The organism is Pseudomonas sp. LABIM340 (genome assembly GCF_040017195.2).
GTDB lineage: Bacteria > Pseudomonadota > Gammaproteobacteria > Pseudomonadales > Pseudomonadaceae > Pseudomonas.
The window spans coordinates 2,625,895-2,643,470 of the sequence record NZ_CM200227.1; the positions used below are offsets into that span (position 1 = coordinate 2,625,895).

Genomic DNA, 17,576 nt, shown 5'->3' on the forward strand with positions numbered 1-17,576 from the left:
TTAAGCGGAGCGATCAATGCGCTTCGAGGCTGTCGCCGGCTTGCTAGTCCCGGTGCGGCCGATTTCAGCCCTTCTGCCACGGCATCTTTGCCATTCACCTGGCCATGACTTGAAGCCGCATGCTCATCGGGTCGCAGTAACCTCAAACCCGAAATGCCGTCCGATTTTGCTTTGCCACGCCTTGCTTCGTCGACCAGGTTGACGAAATTCGTACAGATTTACATCCCTTAATTGATTGATTACGTTCACCTTGTACCGCAGTTGATCAATATATTGACATTAAATCAATATTTGTTCGGCGACCTCGCCTGGGCTGCTGTGCTGTGCCGGTCTTTGAGAACCGGATTCTGCTCCCATAAGCACAATAACAAGGTGGAATACGTGGAAAGAACCTACTACCGCCGGCGTCTGCCAGCCGCGCTCGGCAGCCTCGTTCCTGCTCTCCTGGCATCCAGTGCCCACGCAGTGACTTTCGAGCTCGGGGAAATTCAGGGCCAATTCGACTCATCGCTTTCAGTTGGCCAAAGCTGGGCAATGAGTGATCCCAACCCCAACTTCATCAGTAAGGCAAACGGTGGTCGAGGAGACTCTCAGACCACCGATGACGGTCGCCTGAATTTCAAGAAGGGCGACACCTTCTCCAAGATTTTCAAGGGCACCCACGACCTGGAGTTGAAGTACGGAGACTGGGGCGGCTTTCTGCGTGGCAAGTACTGGTACGACTTTGAACTCAAAGACGGGCACCAGCGCCTCTATGACATCCAGGACAACGGACGCGACCAAGCTGCACGATCCTCTGGGGCACAGTTCCTCGATGCCTTCGTCTATCGGAACTATGAGCTGGCCGGTCAACCGGGATCGGTGCGGGTAGGCAAGCAAGTTGTGAGCTGGGGCGGCAGCACCTTCATCCAGGGTGGCATCAACAGCATCAACCCGCTCGACGCCAACGCGCTCCGCCGGCCAGGCTCCGAGCTGAAGGAAGGGCTGATCCCTGTGCAGATGATCTATCTGCAGCAAAGCATCACCGATGCGGTCAGCGTCGAGGGCTTCTACCAACTGAAGTGGCAAGGCACAGTAGCCGATAACTGCGGAACCTTCTTTGCCAGCTCTGACCTGCCGGCAAAGGGTTGCGACGACCGCTACGTGCTCCAGGGCAAGGACATCAAGCCAGGCGCTTCAGACAACAGTGGTCAGAACGGCAACACCATCTTCCTCCCGCGCGGGCCGGACCGCGAACCCCGCGATGGTGGTCAGTACGGCATGGCGGTGCGTTGGTTCGTACCGGAGCTCAACGACACTGAGTTGAGCCTCTATTGGATGAACTACCACAGCCGACTGCCGATCGGCAGTTCGACCATGACCACGGCCAACCCCTTCACCGCGCCGCGCTTCGGGGCCACCTCGGCAACCTACTTCGTGGAGTATCCCGAGGACATTCGCCTCTATGGCATGAGCTTCAGCACCAACATCGCCGGCGCCGCCGTGGAAGGCGAGATCAGCCATCGTCCGAACATGCCGCTCGGGTTCGATGACCTGATCTACGCGACCCTGCGCCTGTCGCCCATCGTTCCGACGCCCATCGAGAACTCTGGTATTCCCGGCGATACCATCCATGGCTACAAACGAGTGCCATTCACTCAGGTTCAAACCACGGTCACCGAGACCTTCGACCAGGTCCTGGGGGCCAGCCGACTCACACTGGTGGGTGAGGTTGGGTACAACCACATCTCCGGTATCGATGACGGCACCTATGGGCACCTTCGTTATGGTCGGGCCAGTCCGTTCGGCCCTGGCGAGTACTACGGCGCCGACGGTAGCAACCTGTGCACCACGCTGCTCAGTGGCCGGCCGGAGTACTGCAACAGCGATGGATTCTACACCCGTAACTCCTGGGGTTATCGCCTGCGCTCTGCGCTGACCTACAACGGCGTCATCGGTGGGCTCGACCTTACCCCGAACATGTCTTGGTCCCATGACGTACAGGGCTATGGGCCGAACTTCACGGAAGGGGGCAAGGCCGTCAGCGTCGGACTGAACGCCGTCTACCTGTCCAAGTACAACGCCAGCATCAGTTACACCGACTTCTTCGGTGGCGACTACACGACCAACACCGATCGAGACTTCCTGAGCGTCAGTTTCGGCGTCAGCTTCTGAGGAATAAGAAATGAGAAATGCCATTCAGGCAGCGAGTCTGCTGTCCCTCTGCCTTTCCGTCATCAGCCCTCTCTCCCTCGCCGCGGTCGATGCGGCGAAGGCAGCGCAACTGGGGTCGTCTTTGACGCCGATCGGCGCCGAGCGAGCGGGTAATGATGCGGGAACCATTCCTGCCTGGACCGGTGGACTTGCACCCGATGCGGGCCAAGTCAGGGAGGGTTCTCACAGCAATCCGTTTGCCGGAGAGAAACCTCTCTTCGTCATTACTCCTGCGAACCTGGATAGCTACAAGGGTCAGCTAACTCCAGGTCAGGTAGCGATGTTTCAACGTTATCCGGATACCTATCGCATTCCGGTGTACGCCAGCCATCGTACAGCTGCTTGGCCGGACAGCGCCTATGCTGCGGCGAAGCTCAACGCAACGCATACGCAGCTTGTCTCCGGCGGCAACGGCTTGAAGGATTACCAAGCGCCCCTGGCATTTCCTATTCCGCAAAGCGGCCTTGAAGTGATCTGGAACCACATCACGCGCTACCGCGGCGGCAGTTTCGATCGCGAGACCAGTAGCTACCTGGTGACGCCCAGCGGTGAGTACTCCTGGAAAACGGAGCGTGATCGCCTCGCCTACAGCAACCAGCTCACCGACTACGATCCGGAGCGTTCAAAGAACATCCTGTACTACTTCACCTCGCTGAACATCGCACCCGCTCGGGATGTCGGCGATGTTCTGCTGGTTCATGAAACCCTCGACCAAGTTGCCGAGCCGCGGATGGCCTGGCAGTACAACGCAGGCCAACGACGGGTTCGCCGGGCTCCTCAGGTTGCCTACGACAGCCCCGGCCCCGGCAATCTGCGCACCAACGATCAGCTCGACATGTTCAACGGCTCGCCGGATCGCTATGACTGGCAATTGGTAGGCAAGCGCGAGTTGTACGTGCCTTACAACAGCTTCCGCCTCGCCGATCCAGCCAATACACCGGACCAGTTGGTGCAAAAGGGCCACATTAACCAGGACCTGACCCGCTACGAACTGCACCGGGTATGGGAGGTGATAGCGACCCTGAAGGCAGGACAACGCCATGTCTACGCCAAGCGCCATCTGTTCATCGATGAAGATACCTGGACCATCCTCGAGGCCGATCACTACGACAACCGCGGGACGCTGTGGCGGGTATCGGAAAACCACACGCTGCCCTTCTACGACCAGAAGGTGGTCATTAGCGCCGGCGAAATGACCTACGACCTGACCTCGGGTCGCTATCTCGCTAACGGCATGTTCAACCAGATCAAAGATGCGTATCGGTTTGGCCTGAAGGCGAAGGCTTCCGACTTTACGCCTGCTGCTCTGCGTACCATCGGCATTCGCTGATAGCTAACGTTGGGGCCCGCCTTGAAGAAGGCGGGCCCCAACGTTTTTCAGTCCGGCAGAGTGCCGGTGTAACGGGCGCGTGGGCGAAGCAACGGATACTGGTGGTACTGCTCGCTGGCGTGGGCAATCCAGCCAATGGCGCGGCCGACACCGGCAAGGGCAATCTCCTGGCCTTGTAGGCCCAATTTCCGTCCGACGAAGGTCAGCAGGAGAATGAAATCCATCGGCTGCCCGGTCAGTTCCTCAGCGACTGAAGCCGCGTCTAACAAGCTGCGAAACTCGGCGTCTTTGCCGAACAGCTTATGCAGGCTCTGTAGCAGGAAAGATGCCCTTGGATCACTGTCACCATGCTGGTTGGAGCCAAACCCCAGGATGGAGCCGTCCTCGCGGAAGCGCTGCACGATGGGGTCTGCAGGATTGCGAGCGGTGCAGATATCGTCGAGCAGGCGCGCAACGGACTCGTTCCGGCCATAGGCCAAGTGCCGCCCTCTGGATGATGCGATGCCCACGATCGCCGCGTAGTACGGCGTAATGCCGGTATTGGCGGCTGCCCGAACGCTATAGGTGGTCGGATCAAGCTCATGATCGATGGAGAGGATCAGCACCTGGCGGATCAAGTCAGCGAGCGCTTCGTCCACTCCCAATGATTCAGCGATGAACTGATGCAGGGGACGATCATCAGGTGCCCCCGCACCCACCAATAAAGCGGCGAACCAACGCACAACATCGACGCCGGTACGCGCATACCCATCAACTGACAGGTCATGGGCCCGAGGGTTTTCGCGCTCCAGCATGGGGAAGAGCGCAACCAGCTTTTCACCGACAGCCAGATCTCCCAGGGCCTTAAGCAGTGCTGCGGTCCCTTTGGGGCGACGCGGTGCGGGCGCTGCGAATGCGCCTTCGGACTGCCACATCAATTCGGCTACTGACTCAACACTGGCGTCGGCAGCCAACTGGGCAACGTCATGTCCACGGTAGTAAAGACCTTTATCGGTCAGCAGCGTGATCGAACTTTGTGCTCCAACGCGAGGAGCATCGCTGGCAGGTCCACTGGCTGGCTTGAGCTTTTGCAGGCGCTCGATATCAGCAGCCCAGTATTTACGACTCCTCGAGCCTTCGACCTTTATCGAACGGATGTTCTTGCGGCTGACATAGGCATAGAGGGTCGGAAGGCTGATGCCGAGTGTGCCGGCAGCCTCCTCGGCGCTGAGATAGAGATCGTCTTCTGGGGTGGACATGCCTGCCTCGGATTGATGGATTTTGTACAGATTTACTATTTATGGGGCTCTATATATCTTGCTGTCAACATCAACAGAATACATATATTGATCAATGTATGTGTTCGCCAGACGGAGACACGCATGGAAATTCGTGTTCTGGCGCCTAACGGCGCCGTGGGGACCGGCTTCAAGGAAAGCTCTCTGGAACGTGGCGTCTCGCTCGCTCCGCATGTAATCGCCTGCGACGCAGGCTCGACCGATTCGGGTCCCGCCTATCTGGGCAGTGGCAAGGCAAGGCTCTCCCGTGAAGCTTGCAAGCGTGACCTGCGCCTGCTCCTTCTGGCACGCGACAAGCTGGACGTACCGCTGATCGTCGGGTCCTGTGGCACGAGTGGTCGCGATGCGGGCGTCAACTGGATGGCCGAGATTGCTCTAGAGATCGCGGATGAGGAAGGTCTCAACTTCCGCCTGGCACTAATCTACTCCGACCAGGACAGCGAGTATCTGAAGCAGCGCCTAGCCGACGGTCGAATTCAGGCATTGCAGCCGGCCCCGCCCATCAACGACCAGGTCATCGAACGCAGCCATGTTGTCGGCATGATGGGCACCGAGGCGTTGTCGGATGCCCTCGACGATGATGCTCAGGTCATTCTTGCAGGCCGAGCCAGCGATTCCGCGCTGTTTGCTGTGGTCCCGGAGCGTCTTGGCGCGGACCGTGGATTGATCTGGCATGCGGCCAAAACCATCGAGTGCGGCGCGGCCTGCTGCGTTACCCCAGCTGCCGATGGGTTGATGGCGTACATTCGTGAGGACCACTTCGAAATCGAGCCGCTTGATCTGCAGGCGCGCGTCACTCCGCTGTCGATCGCGGCACATACGCTCTACGAAAATGCCAACCCGTTCTTGCTGACTGAGCCGGCCGGCATTGTCGACACCGAGCACGCGGTCTATACCGCCACCAGCGAGCGCAGCGTGCGGGTCAGCGGTTCGCGTTTCCTTCCTGCACAGCGTTACAGCATCAAGCTGGAAGGCTCAGAACCCGCGGGCTACCAGTCGGTAATCATTGGCGGTATTCGTGATCCGAAGATCTTCCTCGGTCTGGACCGGCTGATCCCGATGGCGAAGCAGTACTTCCAACAGCGCATTGCGCAACTGTTCGAAGGTCGGCTTGGCCCAGAGGACTACGACATCAGCTTCCGCAGCTATGGCCGTGGCGCCGTGATGGGCGAGTTGGAGGTGGAACGGGATAGCGTGCCGATTGAGGTCGGGGTACTCATCACCATCACCGCCCCCACTCAGGAACTTGCGAGCAAGATCGCAACCTTTGTCAGCCACGTCAGCGCGCACCTGCCGGTGCCCGGTTATGAGGGCATCATCAGCACCATCGCTTATCCGTTCTCTCCGCCGTACCTGGAGCGCGGTCCCATCTACCGCTTCACCCTGAACCATGTGCTGTTCCCTGATTCCCCCGGCGAAATGTTCCGTCGCAAGATGATCGAGGTGTAACCCATGTCCCAACTCTTCGAGCTCTGCAGTCTGATTCGTTCCAAGAACGCCGGGCCGTTCATGCTGACTTTCGACCTGATGTTCGCGTCAGCGGAAAGCTATCAACGCGCCAAGCGTACCCAACCAATCACCAGGGACTTGATCTCGCGGCTTTATCGGCAGCGCGAAGAAGACATCACGCTGGTGTACCACGATGCGGCGCAAGCGATAAAAATCTCCTTCCCGCGGCCCGTGTTCCAGGGTGAGCTGAACGATAGCGATTGCTACGGTGGCCAGCAGTACGTGCCGCTGATGAGCATCACTGTCGCCGAGTGAAGACCTTGGTTTCGTACAACAAAAATAAGGAATGAACATGGCCTGGGTCGGTTTTGCCATGGTGTTGACCTTCATGTATCTGATCATGAGCCAACGGCTGTCCGCAGTCGTGGCCTTGATTCTGGTACCGGTCTGTTTTGCAGTTGCCTGCGGCTTCGGGCCGCAAACCGGCGTCATGGTGCTCGATGGGGTACGTCAGCTCGCTCCCACGGCTCTGATGCTGATGTTCGCGATTCTGTTCTTCTCGATCATGTACGACGCCGGGCTGTTCGAACCGGCCGTGCGGCGGATCGTACGGGCCGTGGGGAATGACCCTCTGCGCGTCAGCGTGGGGACTGCGGCATTGTCGGCTCTCATTTCCCTCGACGGCGACGGCTCGACAACGGTGTTGGTGGTTGTCACCTCCATGCTGCCGGTCTATCGCCGCCTGAGGATGAACCCGCTGATCATCGCGACGCTGGTCTTGCTGACCAATACCTCCATCAACCTCGTACCTTGGGGCGGCCCTACCGCACGGGCGGCGAGTGCCCTGCATGTGGATGCAATGCAAGTATTCCACGGGCTCATTCCGACCATGATTGCCGGCATCGCCTTCGCCTTCCTGGCCGCTGTCTGGTTTGGCCTAACAGAACGCCGTCGTCTTGGATGGACGCCGCAGTCGGGCAGCGGGAACCTCTCCGAGGAGATTCTGGCGGAGGTGCGCGACACTCAACGCCCGAAGCTCTTCTGGGTCAACCTGGCGCTGACAGTCGGCCTAGTGGTGTCGATGGTGCTCGGTCTGGGGCCGCTGCCGGTACTGATGATGGTCGCCTTTGCATTGGCGCTGCTCATTAACTACCCGAGCCTGGACCAGCAGAAAGTACGGATCGCTGCCCATGCCGACAACGTGCTCAACGTGCTCGCGCTGATTTTTGCCGCCGGGGCATTCACAGGCATTCTTGCGGGTACCGGAATGGTGGACGCGATGTCCGGCAAGTTTCTGGCGGTGGTTCCCGAAAGCGCGGGTCCGTACCTGAGCGTCATCACGGCCTTTGCCAGTCTGCCGTTCACCTTCTTCATGTCGAACGACGCTTTCTACTTCGGCATCCTGCCGGTACTGGCGAAAAGCGCGGCGCAGTATGGGATCGATCCGATTCTGGTGGCCCGTGCATCAGTCCTGGGATTGCCGGTCCATGCGCTCAGTCCGTTGGTGGCGGCTGGCTACTTGATGAGCGGGTTGTTGAAGGTAGAGGTCGGAGCGCTTCAGCGGTTCTCCCTCAAATGGGCGATCTGTAGCTCGTTCGTACTGATCGCTGCCGCCTTGGTGAGCGGAGCCATCCTGACCTAGCGATCACAAGATTCTCACTCCAGTGGTACTCCACTTTTAACCCGCTTCGGCGGGTTTTTTCGGGTTGGCGCAATCAGTGAAGGTCTGCTTTCCAACCCATAGCGGACATCCACGCCAGCCCCAAAAGTGTTCACAATCGTGCTTGTTCAAGAGCGACCGAACCTACCGCCGCCACTCTGTTGGACGATCGAGCGATAAATAAAAAAGGGGCGCCTTCGCGCCCCAAATTCCCGCATGAAAATCAGGCGCCCGTCTTGACCTTGCTCCACACGCGCGTGCGGATGCGTTCGGTTGGCAGCGGCAGCGGCTGAAGGGGGTAAAGCGTGTCCAGGACTTCCTTGGACGGGTAGGCGGTCGGGCTTTCCCGCAGCGCCTTATCCAGCAGGGGCGTCGAATCCTTGTTGGCGTTCGGGTAGCCGAGGAAGTTGGAGCTCTGGGTGATCACGTCCGGGCGCATCATGTAGTTGATGAACGCCAGGCCTTGCTCGGGGTGCGGCGCATCGGCCAGCAGCACCAGGTTTTCCATCCAGATGGGGGCGCCTTCCTTGGGAATGCTGTACTCGACGTCGCGCTTGCTGCCGGCATGCTCGATGGCTGCCTTGGCGTCATGTACGCCGCCGCTCCAGCTGATTGCCACACAGATGTCGCCGTTGGCCAGGTCGGTCACGAACTTCGATGAGTCGAAATAGCGCACGTAAGGGCGAATGCTCAGCAGCAGTTCCTGGGCTTTCTTGTAGTCCTCGGGGTTCTTGCTGTTGGGCGGCAGGCCCAGGTAGTGCAAGGCAATGGGGACGATCTCGCTCGACGAGTCGAGCATCGCCACGCCGCACTGGCTGAGCTTGGAGATGTTTTCCTTCTTGAAGATCAGGTCCCAGGAGTTCACCGGGGCGTTGTCGCCCAGGGCCTTCTTCACCAGCTCGACGTTGTAGCCGATGCCGGTGGTCCCGACGAGATAGGGGATGCCATGGCGATTGCCCGGATCGTTCACCTCCATCTTCTTCATCAGCTCCGGGTCCAAATGGCTCCAGTTGCTGAGCTGCGCGCGGTTGAGTTCCTTGAGTGCGCCGGCCTTGATCATGTTGGGCAGCGTGTAGTCGGTGGCGACCACGACGTCATAACCGGTGCGACCGACCATGACCTTGCTCTGCATGATCTCGGAGCTGTCGAAGGAGTCGAGCAGCACGTGGGTGCCGGTTTCCTTCTCGAAGGCTTTCGGGGTTTCCGGGTTGATGAAGTCGTACCAGTTGTACAGGTGCACCGTGGCCTGGGCGGTTTCGGCGGCCCAGGCGGTACTGAGGCTGGCCGACATCAGCAGCGCTGCGCCGAACTTCGAGGAGAATGAAAGCTTCATGGGGATACTCCATAGCCGGTCGGCCTTTCGAAGGCCGGGTACGGCAAGCTGTTGGTAATTGTTGTTGTTCTTGTATTGCCGCACCCGCAATTGGCCGGTTCGGCGCCAGGTCTCCCGGTGGAGACAACACGCGCCCGGAAGCAAGCGTCCGGCGGTGTACAGCACGCTGCGGCGCCGGCTCTCACGCCTTCGCCGTGCGTTGAATCCTCGTCAGTGGTCTGCGTCTATCCGCTGGTACTTCAGTCCTCTGGCCAGCCAGCAACCGAGGGTGAATCCCGTCGTCCGGCCAGCCGCATCCCGATCCACCACCAGCGTCCAGTCTCCGGGCGCCGGGGCGTCCATGCCGCGCGGACACTTCAGCAGCCAGACTTCAGGAGCCAGCTGTTGTAGCTGCACGGCCGGGCCCTTGCCGAGGAAGCCGTCGAAGGCTGCGTAGCAGTGGTTGCCGAGACCAAAGGCGTGGAAGGTCGAGCCGAGTTCGACGCAGTGGAAGTTGCCTTGCAGGGAGGCGGTGGGCGTTGGGGCGTTGCTCGTGTGCAGACGTATTGCGCGGATTTCCCGGTTGTCCTCGATGCGCCTCAGCCACAGGTCGTCGCCACTGATTGCGGCCTCCATTTCGCGGGAGCGGGCTCGGCCCGCTACGACCAGATGCAGCGTCTCCGGGTAGCCCGCGTAAGACAGGCTGATCTCTCCCGTGCCGGCCGGCGCGATGCGAATCGCCAGCTGCGAGACAGGGTCCAGGTAGTCGCCGAACCACGCCGGATCGGCTTCGACCGAGGAGGCGACGGGCTCGCGTAGATCAAGCGCATTGCGCAGCACGAACTCGGCCGCGGCGGCAGGGTCAGCTTCGTGATTGAGCATCACGATCACCGACAGCTTGTCGCTCGGCACATGCAGGCGTTGCAAGCGGAAGCCGCGCAGCGCGCCACTATGGCCGATAGCCTTGAAGCCGGCGATTTCGACATGTGCCAGGCCGTTGCCGTAGTGCGCCAGTGCTCCGTCGGCAAAATGCGGCTGCTCGGCGAGGGTGCGGTAGATGCTGGCCGGATCGTCCCATTGGCGCTGCAGCCAGGACTCGTAGGCGATCATGTCCTGCAGCGACGCCACGACGCCGGCATCTCCTGACCATTCGACCTGGTTCCGCGCAGGAATGTAGCCTTGCTCGGCGCTGCCTTCGTATCCAACGCATGGGCCCACGTGCTGATCGGTTTTCTCGCAGAACTGCGCGGTGGCCATGCCGGCAGGTTCGAATACGCGTTCAGTCAGAAGCTCACTGATGGAGCGACCGCTGACCTGTTCGATGGCGCGCGCGAGGATATGGAAATTCGTGTTGGCATAGGCGTACTGCGAGCCCGGTTCGAAGTGCAGGGACTGAAGATGTTGCAGTGCCTGCGGAGCATCCTCATCCAGGCTGAAGCGGCCTTCCGGATGGCCGCCCCAGAGCAGGGTCATGGCCCAGTAATCGCGAATGCCGGTCTGGTTGTCGCACAGGTGCTGCAAGGTGACTTCGCTGCCAGGGCCGATCTCGGCGGGCAGTAGATCTTTCAAAGCGGCCGAATAGGCTTGCGCCAGGGATGCGCCGTTCGCCATCAGCGCTGTCGGGTGCCGTTCGAGATCCTTGAGAACCGCACAGACCATCTGCTTGGTGATCGAGCAGATTGGCACCAGGGTCTGGTCGGTCATGGCAATGCGTTTTTCCAGGTCGGCGAAACCCCAGACCTGCTGGCCGGCTAGGCGGCCGTCCTTCAGCACGGCAATCGCGCCGCCCGGCCCGCGGTACGAGACGGGCAGCGAATCGAGAATCTGCTGGATGTCCTGCATGAATCGGTATTTCCATGAACGGTGGGGAAGGTTCCGGGTGACCCATTTGGCAGGCCAGGCGCACGACCCGGCCCGCTCGGCTCACAAGCGCTGGAACGCAGGGCTCAACTTGCCGTAGGAGCTGTAGAGAATCACCGAGACGGCGAACATCCCGAGGATGATCAGAATGTCCCGGCTTGACGCGTCGCTCAGCAGCTGCAGGAGCAGACCGGCGGAACCGATGACCGCCAGTAGGGCGGGAATCGGCCAGAGGGGCATGCGGTAAGGATGCTCGCGGTCACGACGCAGCACGCGACTGAACAGGGCGCTGAAGCCGACCACGAGGTAGACCACCACCAGCAGCAGGACGGTGAACGAGGTCAGGTCCTCCAGGCTGGAGCTGAAGGTCAGCGCGGCGGAAGGCACGCCCAGGAACAGAGTGGCCAACCAGGGCGAATCCCAGCGAGGGTGGATGCGGGTGAACGCGCGGTTCAGGCCCGGCGTCCAGAGTGCGTCGCGGCCGCTGCTGAAGATCACCCGGCTGGACTGCACGACGATGGCCACGATGGCGTTGAACACCGAGAGGAAGATGCCGCCAGCGACCAGTCGCGACAGCGTTTCGTTGCCATGGGCGGTGAGCAGGTAGCCAATCGGATCGGGGCTGGAAATCATCGCTTGCAGCGAGGGCGCGCCGATCAGCAAGGCCGCCATCGGCAGCAGCTCGATCCCCAGCACTAGGGCCAGCGACCAGAGAATCGCCCGGTGCACTTCGCGGCCGCCGCATTTCATGTCTTCTGAAAGCAGTACGGCACCACCGAACCCGTTGTAGGCGAATAGCGCAGTACCCATCGCGCCGAGTACCAATCCCCAGGAGGCAGTCACCAGCGAACCGTGCTCCATCACCTGCGGCGTCAGCAGCACGCTGGCCGGTTGCTGCGCGTGGCTGAAGCCCAGCGCGACGATCACCGCCAGCGCGGCAATCTCGGCGACCAGGAACACGCCGGTAATCCAGGCGTTGACGCGGATATTGAGGATGCCCAGAAGGTAGCTGGCGACCACGATACCGAGGGCGACTGTCTGGGTTTCGAAGTGCGTGCCCAGCGCCGAATTGAGATAGGTGGCAGCGCCGGTGGCGAGTACCGGCGGGATGAACAGCAGCATCACCATCACGGTGATGAAAGTGGTGTAGCCGGCCAGGCCGCCGAAGACGCGTTTGGCGTAGACGTATTCACCGCCCGCCGAACTGTGCGCGCGGCCGAGTTCCGCGTAGCACCAGGCGAACATCAGGGCCAGAACGCCCGCCAGCACGAAGGACATGAATGCACCGCTGCCAGCCTTCTGGATGGCGAAAGGCGCAATGACGAACAGCGAGCTGGCCGGGGTGATCGAGGAAACCGTGATGGCCACGACGTCCATCACGCCCAGGCTTTGTTTGAGTGCGTCGTTCGACGCAGGTGCTGCACTCATGGAAGACATCTCTCTAGTTGTTCTTGAACGATCTCTTTGCCACCGAGGTGGCTGCCGGACTTTTTCCCGGGCGAGCCGGTGCCGTCCGCGGATGCGGAGTACCTGGCAAGGAAGGGGGTGGGCGCCGGAGGTGGCTCTGGCTCGGATGGCGGGATCAGGCAGCGAGAGCTGATCCGTCGCAGCGGATGGCGAGCCGGGATAGCGCTAGTATTGGTGAATTTTTTAATACTACAATCGAAAAGAATTGCCCTTATCTGATCGATTTAATTTAACAGATGCATCGCGGGCCGCGGCTTGCGGAGCGTCGTTGCAGAGGCTTCGGGAGCACCGGTGAGCATCCACTATCCCTCTATGACTGCGCTTCGCGCGCTGGACGCCCTGGCGCGGCTGGGTTCGGTTTCCGCCGCCGCCCAGGAACTGAACCTGACCCGTGGCGCGGTCAGCCACAGCCTTGCCCTGCTGGAAGAAAGGCTGGGATTCGAGCTGACGGAGCGCTCCGGGCGTGGCGTCAGGCTGACGGAGCGCGGCGAGCTGTACGCCAGTGATGTCCATCGCATCCTTGCCGATGTGCTCACGGCCGGGCGCCCGCAGATGGACGCCAGGGTCGCCGGCCGTCTCAGCATCAGTTGTACGCCGGGCTTCTCCAACTACTGGCTGTGCCGCCACATCGGTGAGTTCCAGCAACTGCATCCGAAGGTGCAACTGCACATCACCGCGCCACGCAGCATGGACGACACCAGCGCTGCAGAGACTGACCTGTTCATTGCATATGGCACGGGAGATTGGCCAGGGCAGGTCAGTGAGCTGCTGATCGCGCTGCAGGACTTTCCGGTCTGCAGCCCGCGCTTGCTGAATACGCTCGGCAGCCTGAAGCATCCCAAGGAGCTGGCTGGTTTTCCATTGCTGTACATGAAGGATGCGGTGGACTGGCGCCGCTGGCTGGCAGTTGCCGGCGCGCCCGATGTGAATACCGACGTTGGCATCGTGTTCGGCGACGCCACCTCGGCCATCTCTGCGTGCATCGCCGCCCAGGGCGTCACGATCGGCGACCAGTTGCTCTGTGGCGATGCCCTCAACCGAGGACTGCTGGTCAGGCCCTTCGACATCGAGATTCCTGCCAACCGCAGTTATTACCTGGTGGCTGACGAACTGAAGCTGGATCGCCCGGTGGTAGCGGCCTTCATCGACTGGCTCAAGGCAAGAGTGATGGCCACAACCCAGCGCCCGCCAACTACAGGACTACTTGGCTGACGTTGCTTGCAAGCACGTCGAAACAGGCTCTGACGGTGCGCATGGTGAGCGTCCGCTCCTAGCCGGTTGGTGCCTTTGGCGAGAGGCTGCTACCGACCCATAGCCGCCGCTTGTGGGTGACTTGAGCTTGTCTGCAGACGGCATCCATAATCATCCGGGACACGTTACTCGCGACTCCGTAGCCTAGAAGGAATCACCGCTTCTGGCGCACTACTCCTAATCTCATTTCAATATTCCAGCCTGAAGAAATGGAAGTATTGTTCATGGAAAGAAAACGTAATGCTGATGGGAGTTTGGAAGAGTCAAAAGCCTCTCCCGCCTGTACGCATTCAAACGCCAAAGATGGACTCATCCATGAGGCTCGGCTGTTGATCCTCGCTTACCGAATAGGCGCAGCACCTCTAGCAGCGTTGATTGCATGGGCTGATGAGAAAATACTGGAATGGACCGAGCCACCAGGCTTTGTCATTGATCTTGCTTTAGGGATGATCCCTGAAGTTCCTCAGGAGCTGGATGTCAAACGCAACAGAGTTAGCAGTCTGGAGTGTTCGCAGTTGATTCTTGGGATCTCAGATGAGCTGTCAAAGGGGCGGATAGACCTGAACGAGTTCGGGCGCCGATGCTACGAGCTTGCCCTGATTACAAACGGCCGGAACCAGGACTTGCTGCACTGGATTTCGGATGAGCTCTATTTGTGCAACGAAGGGATAAAGTCTTTTCAAGAGTCAGAAGAGTCCATCAGGTCAGCCATCAGTGAAGTCGCTGCAGCCAGTAATTGACAACACTCTCTGTTTTGCTAACGCCCTGCGCCGCCGCCCCACCCCCTATGAGCTGAAGGGTCGCGTCTGGTTGATTGCGACCCCTGACGAGAGGCCGCTACCGACCCCAAGAGGGGCATCGCTCCAGCGCGCAATACGTATTACCCTCCAGCTTAAGCCAGGGTGGCAGGATTGAGTAAGGTACTCAGTGATGCAAGCTTCTACTTTTGAGATGCTACGGATAGAGCATATTCACGACATTGTATTGCCGAGCGTGGAAACTTGCCTGAAGCCGTTGGGCTTCGAGACTCAGGGGCCTTTGCGGTGGATTCGAAGCACCGATGCTCCGATTCGTCAGTGCTTTCGTCTAGAGCAGTGGAAAGGCGGCATTCTTTCTCCCACATGGGGGCTTTCGCTGGATTTTGTTCCCCACCTATCTGGCAATCAAATCAAGTGGCATCGCACTCCCAAATCAGCCCTGCCCGACCTCACCTTCGACCCGCGTGACAGGTCAATGGAGGTTTCTTACATGCGGGGGATTGACGAAGTAGCACAACTCGTCCCGAGTGTGATGCAAGAAGCTGTCATACAGGCGGGGTATTTCTGGGAGAGCGCTCGTTCAATCGATCAATTGCCAGAGGTATTTGCAGGGGTGAAGAGACATTTGTCCTCCGGTGGGCTGGGCTTCTATAACTTCAGGCAACATCCCATCGCGTACGCATTTGTTCTCGCCATGAACGGCCACCCGGACCTTGCTGAAGCAGAGTTCCAGAAATACACCGAAGGACTACCCAGTACTACCCGAGCTAAGCTGCGAGAGATTTTTGTAGCTGCAGGCGGGCGCCCAAACCAATATGCTGCCTCGACTTAGGAATTTTGGATGGCCGCTCCTGGCCGGTTGCTGCCCATCGCGAGTGGCTGCTACCGCCCCATAGCGCCCCTGCCGCGCCGATAAGGTACAACCTTCGAGCCCTTGAACTCAGCTGCTGGCCGAGTTGATTTGCCTGGCTTCCTGCGGACTTCGTCCGCTCCACTCCTTGAACGCGCGGGTGAATGCACTGTGCTCCGAGTAGCCCAGCAGCATGGCGATATCCACGATCTGCAAACGTGGGTCGCGCAGATAGGAGAGGGCGAGCTCATGGCGGACCAGGATCAGCTCTCTGCGAAAGCTGGTGCCAGCCCCCTGCAAACGGCGCTGCAGCGTGCGGGAGGAAAGATGCAGTTCACTGCCAATCCGCTCGACGTTTGGCTCGCCATGGCGCAGGGATCGGCTTATGGCCTTGCGCGTCTGCTCCACGATTTCGTCCTGCCGGGGCAACTGCTCCAACAGGTGTTCAGCATGCTGCTCCAGAATGGAGACCAGCGCCGGATCAGGACTCTTCAACGGCAGTTCGAGCAGTTTCCTGGAAAAGCGCAGGACAGCCTCTGCCTGACCAAAGCGAACCGGGCAGCCGAAGAAGGCCTCGTAGGGACGACTGTCGGCAGGACCGGGATGATTGAAGTCGATTCGAAGCGGTTTAGCGATGCCCCGAACCAGAGCGCGGCAGAACTGCACCATGGCAACGGTGCCCGTCTCGCTCACCAACGGTCCAGGTTGGTATTGGCCGGTATCCCAGACCAGCTCGAACCAGTCCGTACCTTCGCGGCGGCTCATCGGGATAACGTCGAACACCAGGCGCAGATAGCGCTCCAGGCGTTGCAGCGCGGTTTCAAGATTTCCGCAGGCGAGCAGTACCGATCCGAGTACGCCAAGGTGCCGGGCGGTGATGGTCTGGCCCACATGGAGGCCAAGCAATGGATCGCCCAGTAACGCCGATGCCGTCCTGAGCAGATAGTCCCAGCGTTCTACGTCGATTCCACCGGTACTTCCGGAGGCAGGCGCGGGCCAAGGCTCGCCAAGTGCCCGTTCCGGGTCATGCCCGAAGGATTCCAGATATTCGTAGAGCAGTTGCACGTAGGTTTCGGGCACCACACGCCGGTACAGAGGCTGGCTCATCGGACTTGCTCTTATTGTTTGGCGCAAAGTGTCAAGCCGCTAGACGGGTAGCGTCAAGCGGCAGTTCCCAGCGTTTCCGAGAATGGCCGCCACCCGCCATTCCAATGGATACCGCCCATGAGCAAGATCACTGAACTCCTGGCCCCCACGACAAGGAGCTTCCTTTCCGGGGGCGTTCAGTGTGTGGCCGATCTCTACCATCCACCAGGTTCCGGACTTTCGCCCGTGGTGGTCATGGCGCACGGGCTGGGTGGCACCCGCAGGATGCGGCTTCCCGCATTCGCGGAGCGCTTCGCTGCGGCGGGTTATGCCTGCCTGGTGTTCGACTACCGCCACTTCGGCGACAGCGAGGGCGAGCCCCGCCAGTTGCTCGATATCCAGCGTCAGCTCGAGGATTGGAAGGCGGCCATTGCCTATGCCCGCCGCCTCGATGGTGTCGATGCCGAGCGGGTCGTTCTCTGGGGGACTTCCTTCGGTGGCGGGCACGTGCTGGCTGCCGCAGCCGAGGATGGCAAGGTCGCCGGTGTCATTTCCCAGTGCCCCTTCACCGACGGGCTGGCTTCGAGCCTTGCCACGCAACCACTGGTGTCGCTCAAGCTCACCGTGCTGGCTGTGGCAGACCGAGTGGGTTCCTGGCTGGGAGCTCGGCCAATTCTGGTTCCCCTGGCCGGTCGGCCGGGTGATACGGCGTTCATGACCTCGCCTGATTCGTGGGATGGATATCACGCGCTGATTGCGCCGGGAGCGCGGGTCCGCAACGAGGTAACGGCACGCTTCGCTCTGGACATCATCCGCTACTACCCCGGCCGCAAAGCGGCCCAAATCCTGGCTCCCGTGCTGTTCAGCGTCTGCGATCCAGACAGCGTGGCACCCGCGAAGCAGACGCTGCGCCACGCCGAGCGGGCGCCTCGGCATGAGATACAGCGCTATCCGCACGGGCATTTCGCGATCTACGTCGGCAAGGCCTTCGAGCAGGTGGTACGCGACCAGCTCGACTTCCTCCAGCGCAATGTGCCAGTCACTTCAGTCGTGAAGACGCATGTGTGAGCGACAAATTCAACC

Annotated in this window: 14 protein-coding genes; 9 read left to right on the plus strand and 5 right to left on the minus strand. The window is 60.3% G+C overall.

Annotated features, from left to right (window positions below):
- Window positions 1–381 precede the first annotated feature (381 nt).
- Together ABKS89_RS12310 and ABKS89_RS12315 are read left to right on the plus strand one after the other, a co-directional pair.
- Window positions 382–2,154, plus strand: a complete 1,773-nt coding sequence (locus tag ABKS89_RS12310) for a DUF1302 family protein (RefSeq protein ID WP_518301011.1) — start codon at window positions 382–384, stop codon at window positions 2,152–2,154.
- 10 nt (window positions 2,155–2,164) lie between these two features.
- Complete coding sequence (locus ABKS89_RS12315; protein ID WP_348589343.1) at window positions 2,165–3,523, plus strand: DUF1329 domain-containing protein; 1,359 nt, start codon at window positions 2,165–2,167, stop codon at window positions 3,521–3,523.
- A 47-nt stretch (window positions 3,524–3,570) separates the two neighbouring features.
- Here ABKS89_RS12315 and ABKS89_RS12320 read toward each other — a convergent pair whose 3' ends face one another.
- The gene (locus ABKS89_RS12320) at window positions 3,571–4,761 is read right to left on the minus strand and encodes a citrate/2-methylcitrate synthase (protein ID WP_348589341.1); all 1,191 of its coding nucleotides are present in this window, start codon (window positions 4,759–4,761) and stop codon (window positions 3,571–3,573) included.
- A gap of 123 nt (window positions 4,762–4,884) precedes the next feature.
- Between ABKS89_RS12320 and ABKS89_RS12325 the strand changes: the two genes are divergently transcribed.
- Genes ABKS89_RS12325 through ABKS89_RS12335 form a run of 3 tightly spaced genes read left to right on the plus strand, consistent with a single transcriptional unit; the run spans window position 4,885 to window position 7,891 of the window.
- Complete coding sequence (locus tag ABKS89_RS12325; protein WP_348589340.1) at window positions 4,885–6,249, plus strand: acyclic terpene utilization AtuA family protein; 1,365 nt, start codon at window positions 4,885–4,887, stop codon at window positions 6,247–6,249.
- Window positions 6,250–6,252: 3 nt separating this feature from the next.
- A complete protein-coding gene (locus ABKS89_RS12330) occupies window positions 6,253–6,564 on the plus strand; it encodes a DUF4387 domain-containing protein (RefSeq protein ID WP_348589339.1) in 312 nt (103 codons plus the stop codon).
- A gap of 37 nt (window positions 6,565–6,601) precedes the next feature.
- The gene (locus tag ABKS89_RS12335; RefSeq protein WP_348589338.1) at window positions 6,602–7,891 is read left to right on the plus strand and encodes a CitMHS family transporter; all 1,290 of its coding nucleotides are present in this window, start codon (window positions 6,602–6,604) and stop codon (window positions 7,889–7,891) included.
- 241 nt (window positions 7,892–8,132) lie between these two features.
- Here the strand turns inward: ABKS89_RS12335 and ABKS89_RS12340 are convergent, their stop codons facing one another.
- The 3 genes from ABKS89_RS12340 to ABKS89_RS12350 all read right to left on the minus strand — a co-directional run bounded on the left by ABKS89_RS12340 (window position 8,133) and on the right by ABKS89_RS12350 (window position 12,509).
- On the minus strand, window positions 8,133–9,242 hold the full coding sequence (locus tag ABKS89_RS12340) for an extracellular solute-binding protein (protein ID WP_518301012.1): 1,110 nt from the start codon (window positions 9,240–9,242) through the stop codon (window positions 8,133–8,135).
- Between the two features lie 210 nt (window positions 9,243–9,452).
- Window positions 9,453–11,063 (minus strand): D-aminopeptidase, encoded by a 1,611-nt coding sequence (locus ABKS89_RS12345; RefSeq protein ID WP_348589337.1) that lies wholly within the window; start codon window positions 11,061–11,063, stop codon window positions 9,453–9,455.
- A gap of 81 nt (window positions 11,064–11,144) precedes the next feature.
- Complete coding sequence (locus ABKS89_RS12350; protein ID WP_348589336.1) at window positions 11,145–12,509, minus strand: APC family permease; 1,365 nt, start codon at window positions 12,507–12,509, stop codon at window positions 11,145–11,147.
- Window positions 12,510–12,845: 336 nt separating this feature from the next.
- Here ABKS89_RS12350 and ABKS89_RS12355 point away from each other — a divergent pair, with 336 nt between their 5' ends.
- From ABKS89_RS12355 to ABKS89_RS12365, 3 genes are all read left to right on the plus strand, one after another.
- Entirely contained in the window at window positions 12,846–13,760 is a 915-nt protein-coding gene (locus ABKS89_RS12355; RefSeq protein ID WP_348589410.1) for a LysR substrate-binding domain-containing protein, read from the plus strand.
- A 263-nt stretch (window positions 13,761–14,023) separates the two neighbouring features.
- Window positions 14,024–14,539, plus strand: a complete 516-nt coding sequence (locus ABKS89_RS12360; protein WP_138216965.1) for a hypothetical protein — start codon at window positions 14,024–14,026, stop codon at window positions 14,537–14,539.
- Between the two features lie 190 nt (window positions 14,540–14,729).
- Window positions 14,730–15,389 carry a hypothetical protein gene (locus ABKS89_RS12365; RefSeq protein WP_138216964.1) on the plus strand — a complete coding sequence of 220 codons (660 nt, stop codon included), beginning with the start codon at window positions 14,730–14,732 and terminating at the stop codon, window positions 15,387–15,389.
- Between the two features lie 108 nt (window positions 15,390–15,497).
- Here ABKS89_RS12365 and ABKS89_RS12370 read toward each other — a convergent pair whose 3' ends face one another.
- On the minus strand, window positions 15,498–16,514 hold the full coding sequence (locus tag ABKS89_RS12370; protein ID WP_348589335.1) for an AraC family transcriptional regulator: 1,017 nt from the start codon (window positions 16,512–16,514) through the stop codon (window positions 15,498–15,500).
- A 117-nt stretch (window positions 16,515–16,631) separates the two neighbouring features.
- On the opposite strand from ABKS89_RS12370, the gene ABKS89_RS12375 reads away from it, so the two are divergent.
- Window positions 16,632–17,561: an alpha/beta hydrolase gene (locus ABKS89_RS12375; protein WP_348589334.1), complete on the plus strand. Its 930-nt coding sequence runs from the start codon at window positions 16,632–16,634 to the stop codon at window positions 17,559–17,561.
- Window positions 17,562–17,576: the final 15 nt, after the last annotated feature.

Excerpts from the sequence above, each read along its gene's own strand:
- ABKS89_RS12315 (WP_348589343.1), top strand. The coding sequence starts at position 2,165 with ATGAGAAATGCCATTCAGGCAGCGAGTCTGCTGTCCCTCTGCCTTTCC.
- ABKS89_RS12320 (WP_348589341.1), bottom strand. The coding sequence starts at position 4,761 with ATGTCCACCCCAGAAGACGATCTCTATCTCAGCGCCGAGGAGGCTGCC.
- ABKS89_RS12325 (WP_348589340.1), top strand. The coding sequence starts at position 4,885 with ATGGAAATTCGTGTTCTGGCGCCTAACGGCGCCGTGGGGACCGGCTTC.
- ABKS89_RS12330 (WP_348589339.1), top strand. The coding sequence starts at position 6,253 with ATGTCCCAACTCTTCGAGCTCTGCAGTCTGATTCGTTCCAAGAACGCC.
- ABKS89_RS12335 (WP_348589338.1), top strand. The coding sequence starts at position 6,602 with ATGGCCTGGGTCGGTTTTGCCATGGTGTTGACCTTCATGTATCTGATC.
- ABKS89_RS12340 (WP_518301012.1), bottom strand. The coding sequence starts at position 9,242 with ATGAAGCTTTCATTCTCCTCGAAGTTCGGCGCAGCGCTGCTGATGTCG.
- ABKS89_RS12345 (WP_348589337.1), bottom strand. The coding sequence starts at position 11,063 with ATGCAGGACATCCAGCAGATTCTCGATTCGCTGCCCGTCTCGTACCGC.
- ABKS89_RS12350 (WP_348589336.1), bottom strand. The coding sequence starts at position 12,509 with ATGAGTGCAGCACCTGCGTCGAACGACGCACTCAAACAAAGCCTGGGC.
- ABKS89_RS12360 (WP_138216965.1), top strand. The coding sequence starts at position 14,024 with ATGGAAAGAAAACGTAATGCTGATGGGAGTTTGGAAGAGTCAAAAGCC.
- ABKS89_RS12365 (WP_138216964.1), top strand. The coding sequence starts at position 14,730 with ATGCAAGCTTCTACTTTTGAGATGCTACGGATAGAGCATATTCACGAC.
- ABKS89_RS12370 (WP_348589335.1), bottom strand. The coding sequence starts at position 16,514 with ATGAGCCAGCCTCTGTACCGGCGTGTGGTGCCCGAAACCTACGTGCAA.
- ABKS89_RS12375 (WP_348589334.1), top strand. The coding sequence starts at position 16,632 with ATGAGCAAGATCACTGAACTCCTGGCCCCCACGACAAGGAGCTTCCTT.